Origin of the sequence: Klebsiella planticola ATCC 33531 (assembly GCF_000735435.1) — a bacterium.
In the GTDB taxonomy this organism is placed as follows: Bacteria; Pseudomonadota; Gammaproteobacteria; order Enterobacterales; family Enterobacteriaceae; genus Klebsiella; species Klebsiella planticola.
Window position 1 is genome coordinate 193,145 of sequence record NZ_JMPP01000014.1, and the last position, 19,835, is coordinate 212,979.

The 19,835-nt window shown below is 56.1% G+C and carries 20 protein-coding genes; 9 read left to right on the forward strand and 11 right to left on the reverse strand.

What is annotated here, in order from left to right; translation table 11 throughout:
• Positions 1-9: 9 nt before the first annotated feature.
• Positions 10-1,035, forward strand: a complete 1,026-nt coding sequence (gene tdh, locus GRPL_RS20360; protein ID WP_004868917.1) for an L-threonine 3-dehydrogenase — start codon at positions 10-12, stop codon at positions 1,033-1,035.
• A gap of 183 nt (positions 1,036-1,218) precedes the next feature.
• Positions 1,219-2,016 carry a glycosyltransferase family 2 protein gene (locus GRPL_RS20355; protein WP_032690279.1) on the forward strand — a complete coding sequence of 266 codons (798 nt, stop codon included), beginning with the start codon at positions 1,219-1,221 and terminating at the stop codon, positions 2,014-2,016.
• On the opposite strand, the gene GRPL_RS20350 is transcribed toward GRPL_RS20355, so the two are convergent.
• Genes GRPL_RS20350 through gpmM form a run of 3 tightly spaced genes read right to left on the reverse strand, consistent with a single transcriptional unit; the run spans position 2,013 to position 5,792 of the window.
• Positions 2,013-2,963 (reverse strand): divergent polysaccharide deacetylase family protein, encoded by a 951-nt coding sequence (locus GRPL_RS20350; RefSeq protein ID WP_032698555.1) that lies wholly within the window; start codon positions 2,961-2,963, stop codon positions 2,013-2,015. The two genes, GRPL_RS20355 and GRPL_RS20350, sit on opposite strands and share 4 nt — an antisense overlap.
• Before the next feature lie 3 nt (positions 2,964-2,966).
• Complete coding sequence (gene envC / locus GRPL_RS20345) at positions 2,967-4,238, reverse strand: murein hydrolase activator EnvC (RefSeq protein WP_015585524.1); 1,272 nt, start codon at positions 4,236-4,238, stop codon at positions 2,967-2,969.
• A gap of 9 nt (positions 4,239-4,247) precedes the next feature.
• The gene (gene gpmM, locus GRPL_RS20340; protein ID WP_032698557.1) at positions 4,248-5,792 is read right to left on the reverse strand and encodes a 2,3-bisphosphoglycerate-independent phosphoglycerate mutase; all 1,545 of its coding nucleotides are present in this window, start codon (positions 5,790-5,792) and stop codon (positions 4,248-4,250) included.
• A gap of 245 nt (positions 5,793-6,037) precedes the next feature.
• Here gpmM and GRPL_RS20335 point away from each other — a divergent pair, with 245 nt between their 5' ends.
• The 5 genes from GRPL_RS20335 to cysE all read left to right on the forward strand — a co-directional run bounded on the left by GRPL_RS20335 (position 6,038) and on the right by cysE (position 9,275).
• Positions 6,038-6,469 carry a rhodanese-like domain-containing protein gene (locus GRPL_RS20335; protein WP_004868909.1) on the forward strand — a complete coding sequence of 144 codons (432 nt, stop codon included), beginning with the start codon at positions 6,038-6,040 and terminating at the stop codon, positions 6,467-6,469.
• Between the two features lie 110 nt (positions 6,470-6,579).
• Positions 6,580-6,831 carry a glutaredoxin 3 gene (gene grxC, locus GRPL_RS20330; RefSeq protein ID WP_004868906.1) on the forward strand — a complete coding sequence of 84 codons (252 nt, stop codon included), beginning with the start codon at positions 6,580-6,582 and terminating at the stop codon, positions 6,829-6,831.
• A gap of 58 nt (positions 6,832-6,889) precedes the next feature.
• A complete protein-coding gene (gene secB / locus GRPL_RS20325; RefSeq protein ID WP_004868904.1) occupies positions 6,890-7,357 on the forward strand; it encodes a protein-export chaperone SecB in 468 nt (155 codons plus the stop codon).
• The gene (gene gpsA / locus GRPL_RS20320) at positions 7,357-8,373 is read left to right on the forward strand and encodes an NAD(P)H-dependent glycerol-3-phosphate dehydrogenase (RefSeq protein ID WP_032690282.1); all 1,017 of its coding nucleotides are present in this window, start codon (positions 7,357-7,359) and stop codon (positions 8,371-8,373) included. The genes secB and gpsA overlap by 1 nt, the downstream gene beginning before the upstream one ends.
• Before the next feature lie 80 nt (positions 8,374-8,453).
• Positions 8,454-9,275: a serine O-acetyltransferase gene (gene cysE / locus GRPL_RS20315; protein ID WP_004106845.1), complete on the forward strand. Its 822-nt coding sequence runs from the start codon at positions 8,454-8,456 to the stop codon at positions 9,273-9,275.
• 182 nt (positions 9,276-9,457) lie between these two features.
• On the opposite strand, the gene trmL is transcribed toward cysE, so the two are convergent.
• The 5 genes from trmL to GRPL_RS20290 form a co-directional block, all read right to left on the reverse strand.
• A complete protein-coding gene (gene trmL, locus GRPL_RS20310) occupies positions 9,458-9,931 on the reverse strand; it encodes a tRNA (uridine(34)/cytosine(34)/5-carboxymethylaminomethyluridine(34)-2'-O)-methyltransferase TrmL (protein WP_032690283.1) in 474 nt (157 codons plus the stop codon).
• A gap of 93 nt (positions 9,932-10,024) precedes the next feature.
• Positions 10,025-11,209: an FMN-dependent L-lactate dehydrogenase LldD gene (lldD, locus tag GRPL_RS20305; protein WP_032690284.1), complete on the reverse strand. Its 1,185-nt coding sequence runs from the start codon at positions 11,207-11,209 to the stop codon at positions 10,025-10,027.
• The gene (lldR, locus tag GRPL_RS20300; protein WP_032690285.1) at positions 11,209-11,982 is read right to left on the reverse strand and encodes a transcriptional regulator LldR; all 774 of its coding nucleotides are present in this window, start codon (positions 11,980-11,982) and stop codon (positions 11,209-11,211) included. Before lldR ends, lldD begins: the two co-directional genes overlap by 1 nt.
• Positions 11,979-13,634 carry an L-lactate permease gene (gene lldP / locus GRPL_RS20295; RefSeq protein ID WP_032690286.1) on the reverse strand — a complete coding sequence of 552 codons (1,656 nt, stop codon included), beginning with the start codon at positions 13,632-13,634 and terminating at the stop codon, positions 11,979-11,981. The genes lldR and lldP overlap by 4 nt, the downstream gene beginning before the upstream one ends.
• A 542-nt stretch (positions 13,635-14,176) precedes the next feature.
• Positions 14,177-14,539: a YibL family ribosome-associated protein gene (locus GRPL_RS20290; RefSeq protein WP_032690287.1), complete on the reverse strand. Its 363-nt coding sequence runs from the start codon at positions 14,537-14,539 to the stop codon at positions 14,177-14,179.
• Positions 14,540-14,814: 275 nt separating this feature from the next.
• Between GRPL_RS20290 and GRPL_RS20285 the strand changes: the two genes are divergently transcribed.
• On the forward strand, positions 14,815-15,039 hold the full coding sequence (locus GRPL_RS20285; RefSeq protein ID WP_032690288.1) for a hypothetical protein: 225 nt from the start codon (positions 14,815-14,817) through the stop codon (positions 15,037-15,039).
• Here GRPL_RS20285 and mtlR read toward each other — a convergent pair.
• The 3 genes from mtlR to mtlA form a co-directional block, all read right to left on the reverse strand.
• A complete protein-coding gene (gene mtlR / locus GRPL_RS20280; RefSeq protein ID WP_032698559.1) occupies positions 15,028-15,627 on the reverse strand; it encodes a mannitol operon repressor MtlR in 600 nt (199 codons plus the stop codon). The two genes, GRPL_RS20285 and mtlR, sit on opposite strands and share 12 nt — an antisense overlap.
• Positions 15,624-16,772 carry a mannitol-1-phosphate 5-dehydrogenase gene (gene mtlD, locus GRPL_RS20275; RefSeq protein ID WP_032690290.1) on the reverse strand — a complete coding sequence of 383 codons (1,149 nt, stop codon included), beginning with the start codon at positions 16,770-16,772 and terminating at the stop codon, positions 15,624-15,626. The genes mtlR and mtlD overlap by 4 nt, the downstream gene beginning before the upstream one ends.
• 120 nt (positions 16,773-16,892) lie before the next feature.
• Entirely contained in the window at positions 16,893-18,812 is a 1,920-nt protein-coding gene (gene mtlA, locus GRPL_RS20270) for a PTS mannitol transporter subunit IICBA (protein WP_032690291.1), read from the reverse strand.
• A gap of 664 nt (positions 18,813-19,476) precedes the next feature.
• Here mtlA and GRPL_RS20265 point away from each other — a divergent pair.
• Entirely contained in the window at positions 19,477-19,833 is a 357-nt protein-coding gene (locus GRPL_RS20265; protein ID WP_032696998.1) for a DUF3302 domain-containing protein, read from the forward strand.
• Positions 19,834-19,835 lie beyond the last annotated feature (2 nt).

Sequence of the window (19,835 nt, forward strand, 5' to 3'; positions counted from 1 at the left end):
GGGCGTGAGATGAAAGCGTTATCCAAACTGAAAGCGGAAGAAGGCATCTGGATGACCGACGTACCGGAACCGGAAGTCGGCCATAACGATCTGCTGATCAAAATCCGCAAGACCGCCATTTGCGGTACCGACGTACACATTTATAACTGGGATGAATGGTCGCAAAAAACTATCCCGGTGCCGATGGTAGTAGGGCATGAGTACGTGGGGGAAGTCGTGGGTATCGGCCAGGAAGTACGCGGCTTTAAGATTGGCGATCGCGTTTCCGGCGAAGGGCATATTACCTGCGGCCACTGCCGTAACTGCCGTGCTGGCCGTACACATCTGTGCCGTAACACGATCGGCGTAGGCGTGAACCGTCCGGGCTGTTTCGCGGAATATCTGGTCATTCCGGCTTTCAACGCCTTCAAAATCCCGGACAACATTTCTGACGATCTGGCGTCGATTTTTGACCCGTTTGGTAACGCGGTCCACACGGCGCTCTCGTTCGATCTGGTTGGTGAAGATGTGCTGGTATCCGGCGCAGGCCCAATTGGGATCATGGCGGCTGCGGTCGCAAAACACGTCGGCGCCCGTAATGTGGTTATTACTGACGTGAACGAATATCGACTGGGTCTGGCGCGTAAAATGGGCGTGACGCGTGCCGTGAATGTCGCGCAAGAGAGCCTGACCGATGTGATGGCCGAACTGGGGATGACCGAAGGGTTCGACGTGGGGCTGGAAATGTCCGGTGCGCCGCCGGCATTCCGTACCATGCTGGATACCATGAACCACGGCGGCCGTATTGCGATGCTCGGTATTCCGCCGTCGGATATGTCCATCGACTGGACAAAAGTTATCTTCAAGGGGCTGTTTATCAAAGGGATTTATGGCCGGGAAATGTTCGAGACCTGGTACAAGATGGCCGCATTGATCCAGTCTGGGCTGGATTTGTCGCCGATCATTACCCACCGTTTTGGCATCGATGAGTTCCAGCAGGGCTTTGATGCGATGCGCTCCGGCCAGTCCGGAAAAGTGGTGCTGAGCTGGGATTAAATCTGATAAAACGGCAGCCCGGCTGCGGTCGGGTTTTACGCTGAGCGCCTGCGGGCGCTTTTTTTTATTTAGATTTGGATAACATTTCACAGATCCTTCATCGTGAACGCACTTTTTCTAAATCGATTTTTGGCCTATTCGTTTATACAGTTCGTTTAACTACCGTTTAATTTTATAAACACCATGCTTAAACTCTCTGTATGCTTGCTGACCTGTAATTCTGCCCGTCTGCTGAGCCAGGTTTTACCTCCGCTCCTGAAGGTGGCGGATGAGTGCATTGTCGTGGATTCAGGCAGTACCGATACGACGCTGGATATCTGTCGCCAGTTTGGGCTGACGGTACATCATCACCCCTATACCGCTCACGGGGCGCAGATGAACTACGCGACGACGCTGGCCAGCTATGACTGGGTGCTGTGCATGGATAGCGATGAAATTCTCGATAATGAGGTTGTCGCTGAGATTCTGAGGCTGAAAGCCGGCGAGGATCTCGACCCTGTCTGTGCCTGGCGCCTGCCGCGTTACTGGTATGTGCTTGGCGAAGCCGTCAGGACAATTTATCCCGTCTCATCGCCGGATTATCCGGTTCGCTTATTCAATCGTACCACGGCGGCCTTTAATAACCGCCCGGTTGACGATCAGGTGGTCGGCCACGTCAGGTCCGTCAAACTCCCGGGCCGGGTGCGTCACGATACCTTTTATTCGCTGCACGAAGTCTTTAGTAAGCTCAATAGTTATACTACCCGGCTGGTGAAACATCAGAAGATCAAACCCTCGCTGAGCCGCGGGATCATCAGCGCGACTGGCGCTTTTTTTAAGTGGTATCTGTTTAGCGGGGCATGGCGGAATGGGAAGGTGGGTGCCGTGACCGGGCTGTATGCAACCCTGTACAGTTTTATGAAGTATTTTAAAGCCTGGTATGCCTTTGAAGATAAACGGGAATCTGCCGCTGAAAAACGAACAGATTCCCGATCCGTTTAGTTCGTTGGGTTGTCCCAGCCCTGCCATTTCAGCTGGTAGTACTGCACCAGAGGGCTCTGGCTGATGCTTTCGCTCAGGATGCTGAAGAAGCGGCTGGCGTACACCGGCTCCGGCGGATGCTTCGGCTTACAGAACTTCACGCCGCGGAACGGATTACGCGGCGACGTTGGCGGCGTCGTTTTCGACGGCGGTAGCCCGCTGTCCGGCCTTGAGGTATCGACCTGCGGCTCGTTCAGCAGGTTGCTCGGACGCACCAGGGTGATATCCGGCGGCAGGTTATAGACCATTTGCTGCAGGACGCGCACCGTGGTGGGGTGCGGATGACCGATAGCAATGGCGGAACCGTTGCGGCGCGCCAGCGCGATGGCGCGGTTGAACTGCACGCGAATATCGGCTTCATTCTGCGTGTCATCGAGGAACACCTTCCGCTTGATCACCTTCACTCCGGTACCCTGCGCCGCGCGCATGGCCTGAGTATTACCGATGGTGACGCTGTCGAGGAAGTAGAGATTGTAGCGCTCCAGGGCCTGCATCACCTTTTGCATTCCGAACAGGCTGGAGGTCATCGCGCTGCCCATATGGTTGTTCAGGCCCACGGCGTACGGCACTTTGCCATAGGCGTCGCGGATGATGCGCTCGATCTCGTTACTGCTCATATCCGGGCGCAGCGTATCTTTTTCCAGCGGTTGCTTGCTGAGCGGCGCCATCGGCAGGTGGATAAGCACCTCGTGACCGAGATTGTGCGCTTTGGTCGCCATTTCACGGGCGTGCGGCGCGTTGGGTAATACGGCGACGGAGATGGTCGCTGGCAGCGCCAGTACCTGATTTTCAGTCTGTGGACGATAGCCAAAGTCGTCAATAACAATGGAGAGTTTACCGGCAAATGCCGGTGATGCCATAGCCAGCGTACCGGCTACCGCGAATGCAATTCTGCGAAATTGAAGCAAAACTTATCTTCCCAACCACGGCTGTGGATTGACCGCCTGACCCTGGCGACGAATTTCGAAATAGAGCGACGGACGGCCCTGACCGCCGCTGCTGCCTACGAGAGCAATCGGCTGGCCCGCCCGGACCTGAGTGCCGACGCTGACCAGCGCGCTTTGGTTATAGCCGTAAAGGCTCATATCGCCTTTACCGTGTTCAACGACCACAACCAGGCCGTAGCCCTGTAGCCAGTCGGCGAGAATCACCCGGCCATCGGCAATTGCCTTAACCTCGGTGCCTTCAGACGCAGCGATAACCATCCCTTTCCAACGTAGTTCACCTTGCAGCTGTTCGCCATAACGATGAAGCAACGTTCCGCGAACCGGCCAGTAGGCCTGACCGCGCGGAGAGCCCAGACCACCGGTGCGGGACATCAGCGAACGCTCGCTTTCGGTTGGTTTGTAGGTGGTGCCTTTACGGGATGCATCCTGCTGACGATCGCGCACGGCCTGAGCCTCGCGAGCTTCTCGCTCTGCGCGGGCCTTCGCTGCGGCTTCTGCTTGCGCGATCCGACCGCGCAGGCGCGATTCGTTAGCCCGCATTTCGCCCAGCTGCTGCTGACCTTGCTGAATAGACGATTCAAGGCCTGAAAGGGTTTTCTTACGTTCGTTCCGCGCCTGTTCCAGCTTTGCCTGCTGTGCGCGCTGCTCGTAAACCAGCGTCTGCTGCTGGCTCTGCTTTTCTTCCAGCTCCGCCTTTTGCGCGGCGACCTCTTCGCGCGTCTGTTTCAACTGGGCGATGGTCTCCTGGCGGGCCTGGTTAAGATAACCGTAGTAGACCTGCATGCGCTGGTTACGTTGACCCTCTTCACCGCTGAGGATCATTTGCATCCCGGTATGCGGCCCCTGGCGGAACGCGGCATCAAGCTGCGCGGACAGGTTACGCTCCTGAGTGGCGCGCTGACGTTCCAGCTTTGCGATTGACGCGTTCATCTCGTCAATCTGCTTATTCAGCTGGTTCAGGGTATCCTGGGTTTCACGCAGTTTGCGGGCGGCGGCAGAGATGGCCTCTTCCTGCGCTTTTAGCTGGGCAAGCAGAGAGGCGCGTTGCTGTTGTTGTTGCTTGATCGCCCGCTGCTTTGCGGCGATATCGGCCTGAATAGATTTGAGCTGGTCGCGGTCATCCGCCTGAGCGGGTGCGGCGCACAGCAATACGCCAGCGCTGAGTGCGCTGGCGTAAAGGACGGATCGAACAGCCGTTGCGATCCATGTATTTGAATAAGTCGCCTTTCCCCTCATGGGGAAGGATTATTCCACGATGAACAGCGGCTTGCCAGTCATCTCTTGCGGGATTTCCATTCCCATCAGCGACAACATGGTTGGCGCGATATCGGAAAGCTTGCCACCTTCGGCGACTTTTACGGTTTTATCGCCAACGTAGATCAGCGGTACCGGCAGGTTGGTGTGGGCCGTATGGGCCTGGCCGGTAGCCGGATCGCGCATCTGTTCAGCGTTACCGTGATCGGCGGTAATCAGCAGCTGGCCGCCGACGGATTCTACCGCTTTGGCAACCTGATCGATGCAATTGTCCAGCGTTTCAACGGCTTTAATTGCCGCTGCCATGACGCCGGTATGACCGACCATATCGCCGTTCGGATAGTTACAGATGATGGTGTCGTACTGACCGCCCTTGATAGCAGCAACCAGTTTTTCGGTCAGCTCGGCGGAGCTCATTTCCGGCTGCAGGTCGTAGGTTGCGACTTTTGGCGAGTTGATCAGAATACGCTCTTCGCCTTTGAACGGCTCTTCAACGCCGCCGTTAAAGAAGAAGGTCACGTGCGCGTACTTCTCGGTTTCGGAGATGCGCAGCTGAGTCTTGTCGTTCTTCGCCATCCACTCGCCGAAGGTATTGGCCAGGGACGCCGGCGGGTATGCGCAGGCGACTTTGATGTCTGCGGCATATTCGGTCAGCATCACGAAGTCGAGTTTGACCTCTTTCTTACGGGCAAAACCGTCGAAATCGGCGTTGACGAAGGCACGGGTGATTTCACGGGCGCGGTCAGCACGGAAGTTCATGAAAATCAGCGCATCGCCGTCTTCCATCGCGGCATCGGCCTGGCCTGCGGCACGGATCACGGTCGCCTTCACGAACTCATCATTTTCATCGCGAGCGTAAGCGGCCTGCAGACCGGCAACGGCGGTATCGGCCTGGAACTCGCCCTGCGCCAGGGTCATCAGATCATATGCCTGCTCAACGCGGTCCCAGCGATTGTCGCGGTCCATGGCGTAGTAACGGCCAATAATGGAAGCCACGCGGCCTTTACCGAGAGCGGCAAATTTTTCTTCAAATTTCGCCAGTGATTTTTCAGCGCTGCGCGGCGGCGTGTCGCGGCCATCGAGGAAAGCGTGCAGGTAGATTTTTTCTGCCCCACGTTCAGCGGCCAGCTCTACCATCGCCATAATGTGGTCTTCGTGGCTGTGAACGCCGCCAGGGGACATCAGGCCCATAATGTGCACGGCTTTACCCGCAGTAACGGCTTTGTCGACCGCGGCGGTCAGCACCGGGTTTGCAAAGAACGTGCGTTCTTTGATTTCGACATCAAGACGGGTCAGATCCTGGTAAACGATACGACCGGCGCCGAGGTTAACGTGACCCACTTCAGAGTTGCCCATCTGGCGATCCGGCAGACCGACCTCCAGGCCAGAAGCATCAATCAGCGTATGGGGACGTTTCGCCCACAATGCGTCCATGACTGGCGTTTTCGCGCTATAAATCGCGTTATCCTGCTGGTCTTCACGATAGCCATAGCCATCCAGAATGACCAGTACCATCGGCTTTTTAGAATTCGACATTGCGACAACCTCATGCTCAAAGACAGAAAATTTGCGTAATTTTACTACAGCTGAATCGTTCAAAGCACCGTGAAAGATCAAAGAAAGAGAGCGTCGGGCCCGCATGAAAGTCGTCGGAAGGGGATTTTTTCGTGACGGGCCGCAGAAAATACATTACATCGCGCTCACTGGCTGTATTTGCCGCAATGCACAGGTATACTCCTTCCCTGGTTTTTTTATCACTTAGTCGGGAGTTGTAACCCCCCATGCAAGAAATTATGCAATTCGTCGGCCGTCACCCCGTCCTGAGCATCGCGTGGATCGCGCTGCTGGTGGCGGTGCTGTTCACCACCTTTAAGGGGCTGATGTCGAAAGTTAAAGTCATTACCCGTGGTGAAGCGACGCGTCTGATCAACAAAGAAGATGCCGTGGTTGTCGACCTGCGTCAGCGTGACGACTTCCGTAAAGGCCATATCGCGGGCTCCATCAACCTGCTGCCGACCGAAATCAAGGCAAATAACGTTGGTGAGTTGGAAAAACACAAAGCACAACCCATTATAGTGGTAGACGGTTCCGGTATGCAGGCGCAAGAGCCTGCCAGCGCGCTGAATAAAGCCGGATTCGAAAAGGTCTTTGTACTCAAAGAAGGCATCGCTGGCTGGAGCGGCGAAAACCTTCCGCTGGTACGCGGCAAATAAATTTACCCGCGTCTTTATGACGTAGCCAGGTTTCCCCCGCTGCGGCGATCCGTTGGGGGGCAGCCTTGTCTGCGGCGTAACATCCTGCGGGTAAAAACAGGAGTGAAGTCATGGCCAATATTGATATCTACACCAAAGCGACCTGTCCGTTCTGTATCCGTGCGAAAGCACTGCTGAACAGCAAAGGCGTAACGTTCAATGAACTGCCGATTGATGGCAATGCCGCGAAGCGTGAAGAGATGATTCAACGCAGTGGTCGCACGACGGTTCCGCAGATTTTTATTGATGAGCAGCACATTGGCGGCTGTGACGACTTGTATGCGCTTGATTCACGTGGTGGACTTGATCCCCTGCTGCGCTAATTTTGCGTCCACCCAGGCCGGGTAGGCGTATTTAAGGACAACACGAAAGGGTTTTACTATGTCAGAACAAAACAGCACCGAAATGACTTTCCAGATCCAGCGTATCTATACCAAGGATATTTCCTTTGAAGCGCCAAATGCGCCGCAAGTTTTCCAGAAAGACTGGCAGCCGGAAGTTAAACTTGATCTGGACACAGCTTCCAGCCAACTGGCTGAAGGCGTCTACGAAGTGGTGCTGCGCGTAACCGTAACCGCTGCGCTGGGCGAAGAAACCGCGTTCCTGTGTGAAGTACAGCAGGGCGGCATCTTCTCCATCGACGGCATTGACGGCAACCAGATGGCGCATTGCCTCGGCGCATACTGCCCGAACATTCTGTTCCCGTATGCGCGTGAGTGCATTACCAGCCTGGTGTCTCGCGGTACCTTCCCGCAACTGAACCTTGCGCCAGTGAACTTCGATGCGCTGTTCATGAACTATCTGCAGCAGCAAGCTGGCGAAGGTGCCGAACAACATCAGGATGCCTGATGAACGCACTTAATGCTGCAATGACTGTGATCGGTGCCGGCTCATACGGCACCGCTCTTGCCATCACTCTGGCAAGAAATGGCCACCATGTTGTGCTCTGGGGCCATGACCCGAAACATATCGCGACGCTGCAACATGACCGCTGCAATGCCGCTTTCCTTCCTGACGTCCCTTTCCCTGACACGCTGCATCTTGAAAGCGATCTGTCTGCCGCGCTGGCTGCCAGCCGCGACATTCTGGTTGTGGTGCCAAGCCATGTCTTTGGTGAGGTCCTGCGCCAGATTAAACCGCTGATGCGTTCGGATGCGCGCCTGGTCTGGGCGACGAAAGGCCTTGAGGCTGAAACCGGTCGCCTGCTGCAGGATGTCGCGCGCGAAGCGCTGGGCGACACAATCCCGCTGGCGGTGATTTCCGGCCCGACCTTCGCCAAAGAGCTGGCGGCAGGGCTGCCGACGGCCATTTCGCTGGCGTCCACGGAGCCGCAATTTGCCGACGACCTGCAGCGCTTGCTGCACTGCGGTAAAAGCTTCCGCGTCTATATCAACCCGGACTTTATCGGCGTGCAGCTTGGCGGGGCGGTGAAAAACGTCATCGCCATTGGCGCCGGGATGTCTGACGGTATCGGCTTTGGCGCCAATGCGCGTACGGCGCTGATAACCCGTGGTCTGGTTGAAATGTCTCGTCTCGGTACCGCGCTGGGCGCCGATCCGGAAACCTTTATGGGGATGGCGGGGCTGGGCGATCTGGTGCTGACCTGTACCGATAACCAATCGCGTAACCGCCGCTTTGGCATGATGCTCGGCCAGGGTATGGATGTGCAAAGCGCGCAGGATAAGATTGGCCAGGTGGTTGAAGGCTATCGCAATACCAAGGAAGTTCGCGTTCTGGCACAGCGTTTAGGTGTCGAAATGCCAATAACCGAGGAAATTTATCAGGTATTGTATTGCGGAAAAATTGCGCGCGAGGCAGCATTGACTTTATTGGGCCGCGCACGCAAGGACGAGCGCAGCAATTAAGCTTAAAGGAACCTTTGTCACCTCGATGACCCGGTCAGCGTAGAACTGGCCGGTCATTCTGCTATCGCCTGGAGTCAGCAATGCCGTGTGAAGAACTGGATATCGTCTGGAACAATATTAAAGCCGAAGCCCGGGCTCTGGCCGACTGTGAGCCTATGCTCGCCAGTTTTTACCACGCAACGCTACTCAAGCACGAAAATCTGGGCAGCGCCCTGAGCTATATGCTGGCGAATAAACTGGCGTCGCCGATTATGCCCGCCATTGCCATTCGTGAGGTAGTGGAAGAGGCATATGCCGCTGATCCGGAGATGATCGCCTCCGCCGCCTGCGATATTCAGGCCGTGCGTACCCGCGATCCGGCGGTCGATAAGTACTCCACGCCGCTGCTGTACCTGAAAGGTTTCCACGCGCTGCAGGCCTATCGCATTGGCCACTGGCTGTGGAATCAGGGGCGCCGGGCGCTGGCGATTTTCCTGCAAAATCAGGTTTCCGTTTCTTTCCAGGTGGATATCCATCCGGCGGCGAAAATTGGCCGTGGGATTATGCTCGATCATGCCACCGGCATTGTGGTCGGCGAAACGGCGGTGATTGAGGACGACGTGTCGATTCTGCAGTCCGTGACCCTCGGCGGTACCGGTAAAACCAGCGGCGACCGTCACCCGAAAATCCGTGAAGGCGTCATGATTGGCGCCGGTGCGAAGATCCTCGGTAATATCGAAGTTGGTCGGGGGGCGAAAATTGGCGCCGGTTCCGTGGTGCTACAGCCCGTACCGCCGCACACCACCGCAGCCGGCGTACCGGCGCGTATCGTCGGTAAGCCAGAGAGCGACAAGCCGGCGATGGATATGGATCAGCACTTTAACGGTATTCACCATACCTTCGAGTACGGCGACGGTATCTAGAATCGGGCTATCCCGATAACGCGCTGCCGACGTTGCGAGGAGCAGGCGCCTGCGCGGCTATTCTGGCATTTGCTGCCGGACTGCTTTCCCCCGGCTGGCGCTGCGCGTAGCCGGGCGACGGGCCGGTGAGATCGGGTAGCCCGGCTCAGGCGCAGCGCCTCGCAATCCGGGAATGACTCAGGCTAACTGCGTAATACCGCCCCCGGATACCCCAGCTGGCGCCAGGCCTCATACACCACCACCGACACCGCATTTGACAGGTTCATACTGCGACTGTCCGGCATCATCGGAATACGGATTTTTTGCTGTGGCGGCAGGGCATCAAGAATGCTGGCCGGCAGGCCGCGCGTTTCCGGGCCAAACATCAAGAAATCACCATCCTGATAGCTGACCGCGCTGTGAGCCGGCGTGCCCTTTGTGGTCAGAGCGAACAGGCGCTGCGGCCTGGCGCTTTCCACGAAGGCAGCATAGTCACGATGGCGCTGAACGGCGGCGAATTCATGGTAATCCAGCCCGGCGCGGCGCAGGCGCTTATCGTCCCAGGTGAAACCCATCGGCTCGATAATATGCAGATTGAAGCCGGTGTTGGCGCACAGGCGGATGATGTTCCCGGTATTTGGCGGGATCTCAGGTTCGAATAGTACAATGTTCAGCATGCTGCCCTGTCTCATTAGGCTCTTAATCGCGCGGGCAGAATAGCAGATATTTGCCCGGCCCTCATCCCCGTGGGGGAGCGCCGGGCAGGGGGATTATGCCGCGTTGCCCTGCGTCATCGCATTGAAGGTATGCAGCGCGTCGGCGTTCTGAACCAGTGAGTCGCGGCTGATTTCACCGATGGTTTTGGTTCCGGTCAGGGTCATGGCCACCTTCATCTCTTTCTCGATCAGATTCAGCAGGTTGGCTACACCCTGCTTGCCGTGGGTGGCCAGCGCGTACAGATAGGCGCGGCCCAGCAGTACGCTATCGGCGCCCAGCGCGATCATGCGCACCACATCGAGACCGTTACGAATACCGCTATCGGCGAGGATGGTGATATCGCCTTTTACCGCATCGGCGATGGCCGGCAGCGCACGGGCTGAGGAGAGAACGCCGTCGAGCTGGCGACCGCCGTGGTTGGAGACCACGATCCCGTCGGCGCCGAAGCGTACGGCGTCGCGCGCATCCTGCGGATCGAGGATCCCTTTGATCACCATCGGACCGTCCCAGAATTCGCGGATCCACTCGAGGTCTTTCCACGAAATAGACGGATCGAAGTTGTTCGCCAGCCAGCCAATGTAGTCCTCAAGACCGGTAGGCTTGCCAAGATAGGTGGAGATATTGCCAAGATCGTGAGGGCGGCCGTTTAAACCGACATCCCACGCCCACTGCGGGTGGGTCATCGCCTGCCAGTAGCGGCGCATCGCCGCATTCGGGCCACTCATTCCGGAATGGGCATCACGATAGCGAGCGCCGGGGGTGGGCATATCGACGGTAAACACCAGGGTTGAACATCCCGCCGCTTTGGCGCGCTCCAGCGCATTGCGCATAAAGCCGCGATCGCGCAGGACGTACAGCTGGAACCACATCGGGCGCTTGATGGTCGGCGCGACTTCCTCTATCGGGCAGACGGAAACGGTGGAGAGGGTAAACGGAATGCCTTTATCATCCGCGGCGCCTGCCGCCTGCACTTCACCGCGGCGAGCGTACATTCCGCACAGTCCGACCGGCGCCAGCGCCACCGGCATAGAGAGCTTTTCTTTGAACAGCGTGGTCTCCAGGCTCAGGTCCGACATATTCTTCAGCACCCGCTGGCGGAGCGCCACATCAGACAGATCTTCAACGTTGCGGCGCAGCGTGTGTTCGGCATAGGCGCCGCCGTCGATGTAGTGGAACAGGAACGGTGGCAGGATACGCTGTGCGGCTGCGCGATAGTCGCTGGCGGCTGAAATAATCATCACGGGTTCTCCCTGGCATTTTCGTTGTGGTCACCGGGCAGGCGGGTAATGCGCGCCTGGCGGGCCTGGTCTTCATCAAAGTGTTTAATCGTGGCGTGGACAAAGCCTAGGTGCGCCATCATCGCCTGCCGCGCGCCTTCGGCGTCACCGGCGAAAATGGCCTCCATCACGGCCTGGTGCTGTTCAGTCAGGCGGGCGAATACCGGCGGGACAAGATACATCCGCTGGCGGCTCTGTTTGACCGAGGATTGCAGGAGGTCGAAAAAGCCGCGCATGGTTTGTAGCAGAACCACATTGTGCGAGGCTTCGGCAATCGCCAGGTGAAAGCGAACGTCAGCCTGTGAGGCCAGGTCCGGGTCTTCGCTCTGGGTCGCTTCAAAGCACAGGCGAATGCGCTCTTTTTCGGCGTCAGTTGCGCGCATCGCCGCATGCCAGGCCGTGCTGGCTTCGATGGCGTGGCGCGCTTCCAGAATATCAAAACTGTAATCGGGGTCGTCGGCGAGCAGCGTTTTTAGCGGCTGAACGATATTCTGTTCCGACCACGCCTCGTGCTGCCAGCGCACGAAAGTCCCGCCGCCGCGGCGGCTGACCAGCAGGCCTTCGCTCACCAGCATCGCCAGCGCTTCGCGCAGCGAGTTGCGTGAGACGCCAAGCAGGGCGGCCAGCTGGCGCTCGGCGGGCAGTCGCATGCCCGCCTCCAGCTTCTGTTCTTCAATCAGCGCCCGCACACGACGGGCTACATCGTCTGCGAGGCGCCGGGGCATCACTATCATGGGATCATCCAGGTTAAGACATAGGCCTGTAGCGTGGTAATAACACCGACCATGCAGGTAAAGATCAGGCTGTGTTTTACGGTAAAGCGGAACAGGTCCGACTCTTTCCCCACCAGGCCTACCGCCGCACAGGCGATAGCGATGGACTGCGGCGAAATCATTTTGCCGGTGACGCCGCCGGTGGTGTTGGCCGCGACCAGCAGAATATCGGAGACGCCGATCTGCTGTGCCGCGGTCGCCTGCAGCGCGGCGAACAGCGCGTTAGACGAGGTGTCTGAACCGGTCAGGAATACCCCCAGCCAGCCGAGGAATGGCGAGAAGAAGGTAAACGCGTGGCCGGTGTGCGCCAGCGCGAGGGCCAGCGTCGACGACAGCCCGGAATAGTTAGAGATAAAGGCGAACGCCAGCACCATGCCGATGGAGTAAATCGGTAGAGCCAGTTCTTTTAACGTGCTGCCAAAGGTGATCAGCGCATCTTTTGGCTTCATACGCAGCCAGACGACGGAAAGTATAGCCGCAAACAGGATGGCGGTGCCGGTGGCAGACAGCCAGTCGAACTTATACACCGCCGCGTAAGGGGTGGCGGCGCTGACAACCGGCGGCATGCGGGCCACCATCTTATCGAGGAACGGCACGGAGATATTGATAACGAAGTCATACATCGCGCCGCCGGGAGCAAACAGGGCCTTAAACGGCGGAATACTCCACAAAGTCACGGTGGCGGTCAGGAACAGGAACGGCGACCAGGCGCGGACGACCTGCCCGGCGCTGTAATGGGTACGCGCCAGCGTTTGATCGACCTGGGCGGCGCCCATATCGCCGAAGCGGAAGATACGGACCGGCTGCCAGCGTTTGAGGAACAGGGTCAGGCAAACCAGTGACACCAGAGAGGAGATGATGTCCGGCAGTTCCGGGCCAAGGAAGTTAGAGCTGAGATACTGCGCGATGGCGAACGAGCCGCCGGCAACCATGACCGCCGGCCAGGTCTCTTTGATACCGCGCCAGCCGTCCATAATCGCCATAATCCAGAACAGGACGATAATGGTCAGGAACGGCAGTTGACGACCGACCATCTGGCCGATGGCAAAGCTGTCGATACCGGTGACCTGGCCGGCGACCAGAATCGGAATGCCCATCGCACCAAAGGCCACCGGCGCAGTGTTGACAATCAGACACAGCCCCGCGGCATACAGCGGGTTAAAGCCCAGGCCGACCAGCAGCGCGGCGGTAATCGCCACCGGGGCGCCAAAACCGGCCGCACCCTCGAGGAAAGCCCCGAAGGAGAAGCCGACAATCAGCATCTGCAGGCGCTGGTCAGGGGTAATCGAGAGAATCGACGAGCGAATAATATCGAACTGTCCGGTCTTAACCGAAATTTTATAGACGAATACCGCGGCGATAATAATCCACGCGATGGGCCACAGGCCGTAAAAGAAACCGTAGACCACGGAAGTCAGCGCGCGATCGACGGGCATCTTATAGAACAGCAGCGCGACCGACAGCGCAATGGCCACGGTCCATGTCGCCGCCAGGTACCCTTTGAGCTTGAGCTTTATCAGGGCAAAAAAGAAAAACAGAATCGGTAACGATGCGATAAGACTTGAGAGCCAGATATTACCGGCCGGATCGTAATTTTGTTGCCAGAGGTTCATGCAGGTCTCCATCGGGCCAAAAAGATGCGGTGCTGAGTCTGCGCTCCTTGCAGATCACATCTTTTGTAAAACTGGCCCAGCCAAAATTTAGTTGTAGGGTTAACGACAACGAATGGTTAACCAAATGTTATTGGCAGGCAATATATCTGTGACTAAAAATGATGGATATGTGAACCGTTGAGTGGTTTAAGAAATAATTGGTAGGGCCAATGGGGTGGGGGAATCATGGATGTGAAGGGTATGCGAATCAGCGCCTGTCCGGTCACCGACTGCCAGCGTACGCGTTCCCGTCGCCTCGGTGTCTGCGCAGCGCCGTCGGGAGGCCGTGGGATTCCCGGACACGGCGCCTGATACGCTTGTCCGGCCACCGACTGCCAGCGTACGCGTTCCCGTCGCCCCGGTCAGCGCAGCGCCGTCGGGAGACCGTGGGATTCCCGGACACGGCGCCTGATACGCCTGTCTGGTCACCGATCGCCGGCGTACGCGTTCCCGTCGCCCCGGTCAGCGCAGCGCCACCGGGGGAGGTTCTCGCGGCTAAAAGCTTAGAACTCGGTTTTAGCGAAGCCGGTCATTTCTTTGAGGTTCATTTCGCGACCGAGGGCAGTCATCGGATGAACAATCACCAGTCCGCGAACGCTTTTCTTCAGCTTGCCCATATCGGCCTGCTCTTTTTTGGTAATCGCGCGGCGATGTGGCAGGCTCATCAGCTTCTGTGCTTCTTTGCTCAGTTTCTGGCCCTGAACTTCGCGCAGGCGAATAATTTCGGCTTCGAGGGTGGCTTTTTCTTTTTCCAGCTCGGCGTATTTGTCCGCCGCTTCCACCAGCGACAGGTCTGCCTGCTGGTGGCGGATGGCGTCGAGGCGGTCGCTCAAACGCTTGATTTCATTCTTTTCGACTTCTTTCATGATGACTTAATCTATTAATAAAGGGATTTCGACAACATATAGTATGTGCTGTGACTTCTGTTGTGGGTAGTCATTTATCCAGAATCCGGCGTTTTTTCCGCGGAAGTCTCAGAGGCAATGATTTATAATTATATGAATGTTAATCATATTGTGACTAAGAGTGGCCTGTTTTTCATCTCTGTGAAGTCTGTCGTCAATACAGCACGTTTTCCTCAACCCTGACCTCGCTTTTCGCTAATCCTTTACAGGATGATCCCTGAACACAGGAGGGCGAGATGGCAAAAATCGGTGACGGCGTACCGCGTATTATCGACAAGACAGTTGATTTTATGGCTTCAAGCCAGGCTTTTATGGAGTATCTGAAAAAATCCCCGCGTTTACAGCATGTGCCACCGGAGATTCCGCAGAACAAAGAGGCGCTATTTTTGAATCGGCTGGAGTATTACCGGCAACTTTACCGGCCAACCTGCGATCAGTCTGAACCTGAATCAGAGCGTTGATTTCTGGAAGGTTTTTTTTAAGCTGATTCGGGAAATCAGCTCGGTCAGAGACAGCATCATTGTTGAACGTACCACCTGCTGGTAGCGCAGCTTCTGCATTGCCAGCAGTTCTTCATCGCTCTCATCAAACAGCGGCGTCGGCGGTAGGGCGGTCACGCAATGCAGTTCGCCAAAAGGCCCAAGAATCTCATCATCGGTAAAATTGTACTCATTTCCGTCGTGATTCAACTCTTCACGCAGGGCCATCAGCAGCTCGGCGTCTTCGTATTCGGCGCGGCTAATCACCCCAAGGCCGTAAATCAGCTTCAGGCGTACAGAAAGGTCCCCCAGCGGCCCATCGCCATCCAGCAATGGCTCCACTGCGTATTTCACCGCGTAGTCGTCTTTACGGAACACCTGAAGCACCAGAATATTGACCGCTTCCGTGAGTAGCTCGACGGTGGCGATCAGGAAGCTTCGTACGGTTTTGCCAGCATTCAGACGCTCAAGCACGCGGTTTTCAAATGCCTGTGTTTCTTCCATTATTGCCTGCATATCTGACAGGAGTAGTAATGGGCGCGGTTCATTCCGCGCCAGGTCTTGCCTCATTTGGTGGCGTTGTAGTCGTTAACGGCCTCGGTCACCACGGCACTTGCTGCATCCAGGCCAGAAATCTGTGCCAGCGCAGCCTGGGGGCCCTTGTCGTTAATCAAGGCTGCCAGCTCCTGCGCCTGCGGGTCTTCTTCGCTGCGGAAGTGCATTGCCGCCGCGATCCCTTTGACCAGATTGACGTGCGGCAGAGCATATTCCAGCGTACCAAGCAGCGGCTTAATCAAACGATCGCCCGCGCTCAGTTTACGCAGCGGCTGACGACCCACGCGCTCAACGTCATCTTTCAGGTACGGATTCTCGAAACGGCCGAGGATTTTCTGGATGTAGGCGGCGTGCTTCTGTGCATCAAAGCCGTAGCGTTTGATCAGCACCGCGCCGCTCTCTTCCATAGCCCCTTTCACCACGGCGCGAATGTTCTCATCAAGAATCGCGTCGCGGATCGTCTGGTGCCCGGCCAGTTTTCCGAGGTAGGCGGTTATAGCATGTCCGGTGTTTAAGGTGAATAGCTTACGTTCGACAAATGCCATCAGGTTGTCGGTTAATTCCATTCCCGGGATCGCCGGCAGCGTGCCTTTAAACTGAGTTTTATCGACGATCCACTCGCTGAAGGTTTCCACGGTCACTTCCAGCGGGTCATGCGTCGCAGAGGCGGACGGGGGAACAATACGGTCAACCGCGGAATCGACAAAGCCGACGTTGGCTTCTACCCAGGCTTTGTCTTCTTCCGCCAGGGCATTAAACACGTGGCCTTTGAGCTGCGTGGTTCCGCGCACCATGTTTTCACAGGCAATGATGTTTAGCGGGGCGGTTATCCCCTGCGCTTTACGCTTCGCCAGCCCTTTCGCAATAGCCGGCGCAATGCGCTCCAGCACAACCGGGCCGACGGCGGTGGTGATCAGGTCAACGCGGGCAATCAGGTCAATCACTTCCTCGCCGATGCTGCTGACGGCATTGACGCCGGAAACGGTATCGACCTGCTCGTTTTCACCGACGACGTGAACCTGATAGCTATGACGGGCATTCAGGGCATCAAGTACCACCTGATTCACATCGGCGAATGTTAAAGCGATCCCCGCGTCAGCCAGCAATTTGCCGATGAAGCCACGTCCGATATTACCTGCGCCAAAATGTAATGCATTCATAGTATTAACCTTCATTAATGTTTTTACCTGAGAGGGTTCGGGTGAGGCCTGCCCCTCACCCGAACCCTCTCTCTCCAGTCAGAGAGAGAGGGATTCGTCTCCCGGCGTGGCCGGGACCGTTTACGCTTTGTTGCCTTTCAGCAGCGCCAGCACTTCCTCAACGCTGGTGGTGTGGGTCAGGCGCTCAATCACCGACTCATCATCCAGCGCGTTAGTCAGGCTGGTAATCACATGAATGTGCTCGTTATTGCGTGCCGCGATACCGATAACCAGACGGGCTACGTCATCTTCGTCTTCGCCAAAGCGTACCCCTTCCGGATACTGGCAGAACACCACGCCGGTCTTCAGGACGCGGTCTTTAGCTTCAATCGTGCCGTGTGGTACCGCGATGGACTCGCCCAGATAGGTGGAGGTCAGTTTTTCACGATCCAGCATCGCCTGCACATATTCCGGCTCAACGTAGCCGCCTTTCACCAGCTGCTCGCCCGCAAAGCGGATCGCTTCTTCTTTCGTCGCCGCTTTGCGACCGAGGAAGATATTCTCTGCGCCAAGCTTGAACAGATTTGTGTCGGCGGTATCGAAGCTGTCTTTCAGACTGCCGCGGACTTTCTCTTCGTTGTCAGTATGGCGCTGCGCCGCAACCAGACGCTCGGTCAGGCTGGTGTACAGGCCGCTGTCGAGGAAGTTGGTCAGCGAAATGTGCTGGGCCTGCGGCACCTGGCGCATCGCACGCTCGGTCAGATCGCGGTGGGTAATCACCAGGTCGACATCCGGCGGCAGATTGTTAATCGCGCAGTTGGTGACGGAGATATTGCTCAGCCCCGCATCCTGCACTTTTTTACGCAGCACCCCGGCACCCATGGCGCTGGAACCCATGCCGGCATCGCAGGCGACGATGATTTTGCGCACGTGGCTCAGGTCGTTAGCTACGGTACCTGCAGACAGCGGGGTAGCCGCGCCTTTAGATTCGGCTTTCATATCCTGCATGCGACGAGTCGCCGCATCGATATCATCTTCCTCTTTCACTTTGCTGGTTTTCAGCAGAATGGCGGAGACCACAAAGGAGACGGCCATTGCCGCAATAATTGCCGCGATGTTAGCGAAGTACGCGCCTTTCGGCGTCATCGCCAGCACCGCAAGAATAGAACCCGGGGAAGCAGGAGAAACCAGACCGCCGTTGAGGATAGTCAGAGTGAACACGCCGGTCATACCGCCGAGAATAACGGCAAGGATCAGACGCGGATTCATCAGCACATACGGGAAGTAGATTTCGTGGATACCGCCCAGGAAGTGGATGATTGCGGCACCGCCTGCAGACTGCTTCGCATTACCGCGACCAAAGAACATGTATGCCAGCAGCACGCCCATCCCCGGACCCGGGTTGGCTTCAATCAGGAAGAAGATTGATTTGCCCAGCTCATGAGACTGCTGAATACCCAGCGGCGAGAAGATACCGTGGTTGATAGCGTTGTTCAGGAACAGGATTTTCGCCGGTTCAACGAAGATAGATGCCAGCGGCAGCATGTCATGGACAACCATGAAGTTAACGCCCGCCGCCAGAATTTTGGACAGGACTTCAACCGCCGGGCCAATGCCGAGGAATGCCAGAATCGCGAGGATCATCCCGATAATACCGGCGGAGAAGTTGTTCACCAGCATCTCGAAACCGGACTTAATCTTACCGTCTACCCAGCCATCAAAATGTTTAATCGCCCAGCCGCCCAGCGGACCTGCGATCATGGCGCCGAGGAACATCGGCATGTCCGCGCCGACGATGACGCCCATTGTGGTGATGGCACCGACGACGCCGCCACGCTCACCGCCAATTAATTTACCGCCGGTATAGCCGATAAGCAGCGGCAGCAGGTAGGTGATCATCGGGCCGACTAACTTCGCCAGCGTCTCGTTCGGTAACCACCCTGTCGGTATGAATAATGCGGTGATGATACCCCACGCGATAAACGCGCCGATGTTTGGCATCACCATATTGCTGAGGAAACGACCAAAGCTTTGCACCTTGATCTTGATATCGGATGACATAAAACACCCCTTCTTCTGTTTTGCTTATCGCGTAGGCTAAAAGCCTGAGGCTTGTTGTGAATATGGCGGCAGAGGTCGCCGGACCCTGATTGATAAAGCGAATCTGGCACTGAATGGTTAAACTGTCCAGTCGGTGGGTTTTTGTGTGATTCTGATCACATGAATATAGGTGTCTGACAGCTATTCGTAGTGATGTGCATCACAAAATTGGTGTGCAAAAAAAACACAATGGGTCAAAATTAGCCTGATTAGGGCAATTAATGTGAATTACATCACATAATATTGTTTTTGGTTTGTCTCTATATTGTGATCATGTTCACAAAAAATAATTCGTTGAATTTTGCAGATGTGATCGCCGGCAAACTCTGCTCCCTCGCTTTGCGGCTGGCGTTGGTCCACAGACTTCACAATGAAAAAACATCATCGGCGCGCCGTATGGAAAAAAGTCAGCATGTGGCTTAAGCTCAAGTTGTAAAGATAAGTATATCGTTCTTCAGGATATATTTTGTCACGCTTAAAAACTTGCAAGGAGAATAACTAAAAACAATACTCCTCGGCCTTAAATTATAAGCGTATTTTTCTTTTACTTAAATTTCATTAATTAATTTGGTTGCTTACCATTTTATATTATTGATGAGCTGTCGTCGTGTTTAGTGAGGCACATATGTTTCTCAACTATTTTGCGTTGGGTGTATTGATCTTCGTTTTTCTGGTTCTCTTTTATGGAATCATTGCAATTCATGATATTCCCTATTTAATGGCCAAAAAACGTAATCATCCCCATGCTGATGCCATCCATACCGCCGGGTGGGTGAGCCTGTTTACGCTGCATGTTATCTGGCCATTCCTGTGGATTTGGGCCACGCTCTATCAACCTGAGCGCGGGTGGGGAATGAAATCTCATATTCCTCCAGCTGAACGCGATCCCGATATCGAAAGGCTTTCACAACGCGTTGCCGAGTTGGAAAAAAGACTGGGTGCGGTGCCATCATCCGCAGATAAAGAGACCCCGGAGCGCTAATC

Bases quoted from the DNA above. Each gene is read 5' to 3' on its own strand.
- GRPL_RS20335 (WP_004868909.1), top strand. From the start codon at position 6,038: ATGCAAGAAATTATGCAATTCGTCGGCCGTCACCCCGTCCTGAGCATC.
- GRPL_RS20290 (WP_032690287.1), bottom strand. From the start codon at position 14,539: ATGAAAGAAGTCGAAAAGAATGAAATCAAGCGTTTGAGCGACCGCCTC.
- GRPL_RS20285 (WP_032690288.1), top strand. From the start codon at position 14,815: ATGGCAAAAATCGGTGACGGCGTACCGCGTATTATCGACAAGACAGTT.
- gpmM (WP_032698557.1), bottom strand. From the start codon at position 5,792: ATGTCGAATTCTAAAAAGCCGATGGTACTGGTCATTCTGGATGGCTAT.
- lldD (WP_032690284.1), bottom strand. From the start codon at position 11,209: ATGATTATTTCAGCCGCCAGCGACTATCGCGCAGCCGCACAGCGTATC.
- mtlD (WP_032690290.1), bottom strand. From the start codon at position 16,772: ATGAATGCATTACATTTTGGCGCAGGTAATATCGGACGTGGCTTCATC.
- tdh (WP_004868917.1), top strand. From the start codon at position 10: ATGAAAGCGTTATCCAAACTGAAAGCGGAAGAAGGCATCTGGATGACC.
- trmL (WP_032690283.1), bottom strand. From the start codon at position 9,931: ATGCTGAACATTGTACTATTCGAACCTGAGATCCCGCCAAATACCGGG.
- grxC (WP_004868906.1), top strand. From the start codon at position 6,580: ATGGCCAATATTGATATCTACACCAAAGCGACCTGTCCGTTCTGTATC.
- mtlR (WP_032698559.1), bottom strand. From the start codon at position 15,627: ATGAGGCAAGACCTGGCGCGGAATGAACCGCGCCCATTACTACTCCTG.
- gpsA (WP_032690282.1), top strand. From the start codon at position 7,357: ATGAACGCACTTAATGCTGCAATGACTGTGATCGGTGCCGGCTCATAC.
- cysE (WP_004106845.1), top strand. From the start codon at position 8,454: ATGCCGTGTGAAGAACTGGATATCGTCTGGAACAATATTAAAGCCGAA.
- envC (WP_015585524.1), bottom strand. From the start codon at position 4,238: ATGAGGGGAAAGGCGACTTATTCAAATACATGGATCGCAACGGCTGTT.
- GRPL_RS20265 (WP_032696998.1), top strand. From the start codon at position 19,477: ATGTTTCTCAACTATTTTGCGTTGGGTGTATTGATCTTCGTTTTTCTG.
- secB (WP_004868904.1), top strand. From the start codon at position 6,890: ATGTCAGAACAAAACAGCACCGAAATGACTTTCCAGATCCAGCGTATC.
- GRPL_RS20355 (WP_032690279.1), top strand. From the start codon at position 1,219: ATGCTTAAACTCTCTGTATGCTTGCTGACCTGTAATTCTGCCCGTCTG.
- mtlA (WP_032690291.1), bottom strand. From the start codon at position 18,812: ATGTCATCCGATATCAAGATCAAGGTGCAAAGCTTTGGTCGTTTCCTC.
- lldR (WP_032690285.1), bottom strand. From the start codon at position 11,982: ATGATAGTGATGCCCCGGCGCCTCGCAGACGATGTAGCCCGTCGTGTG.
- lldP (WP_032690286.1), bottom strand. From the start codon at position 13,634: ATGAACCTCTGGCAACAAAATTACGATCCGGCCGGTAATATCTGGCTC.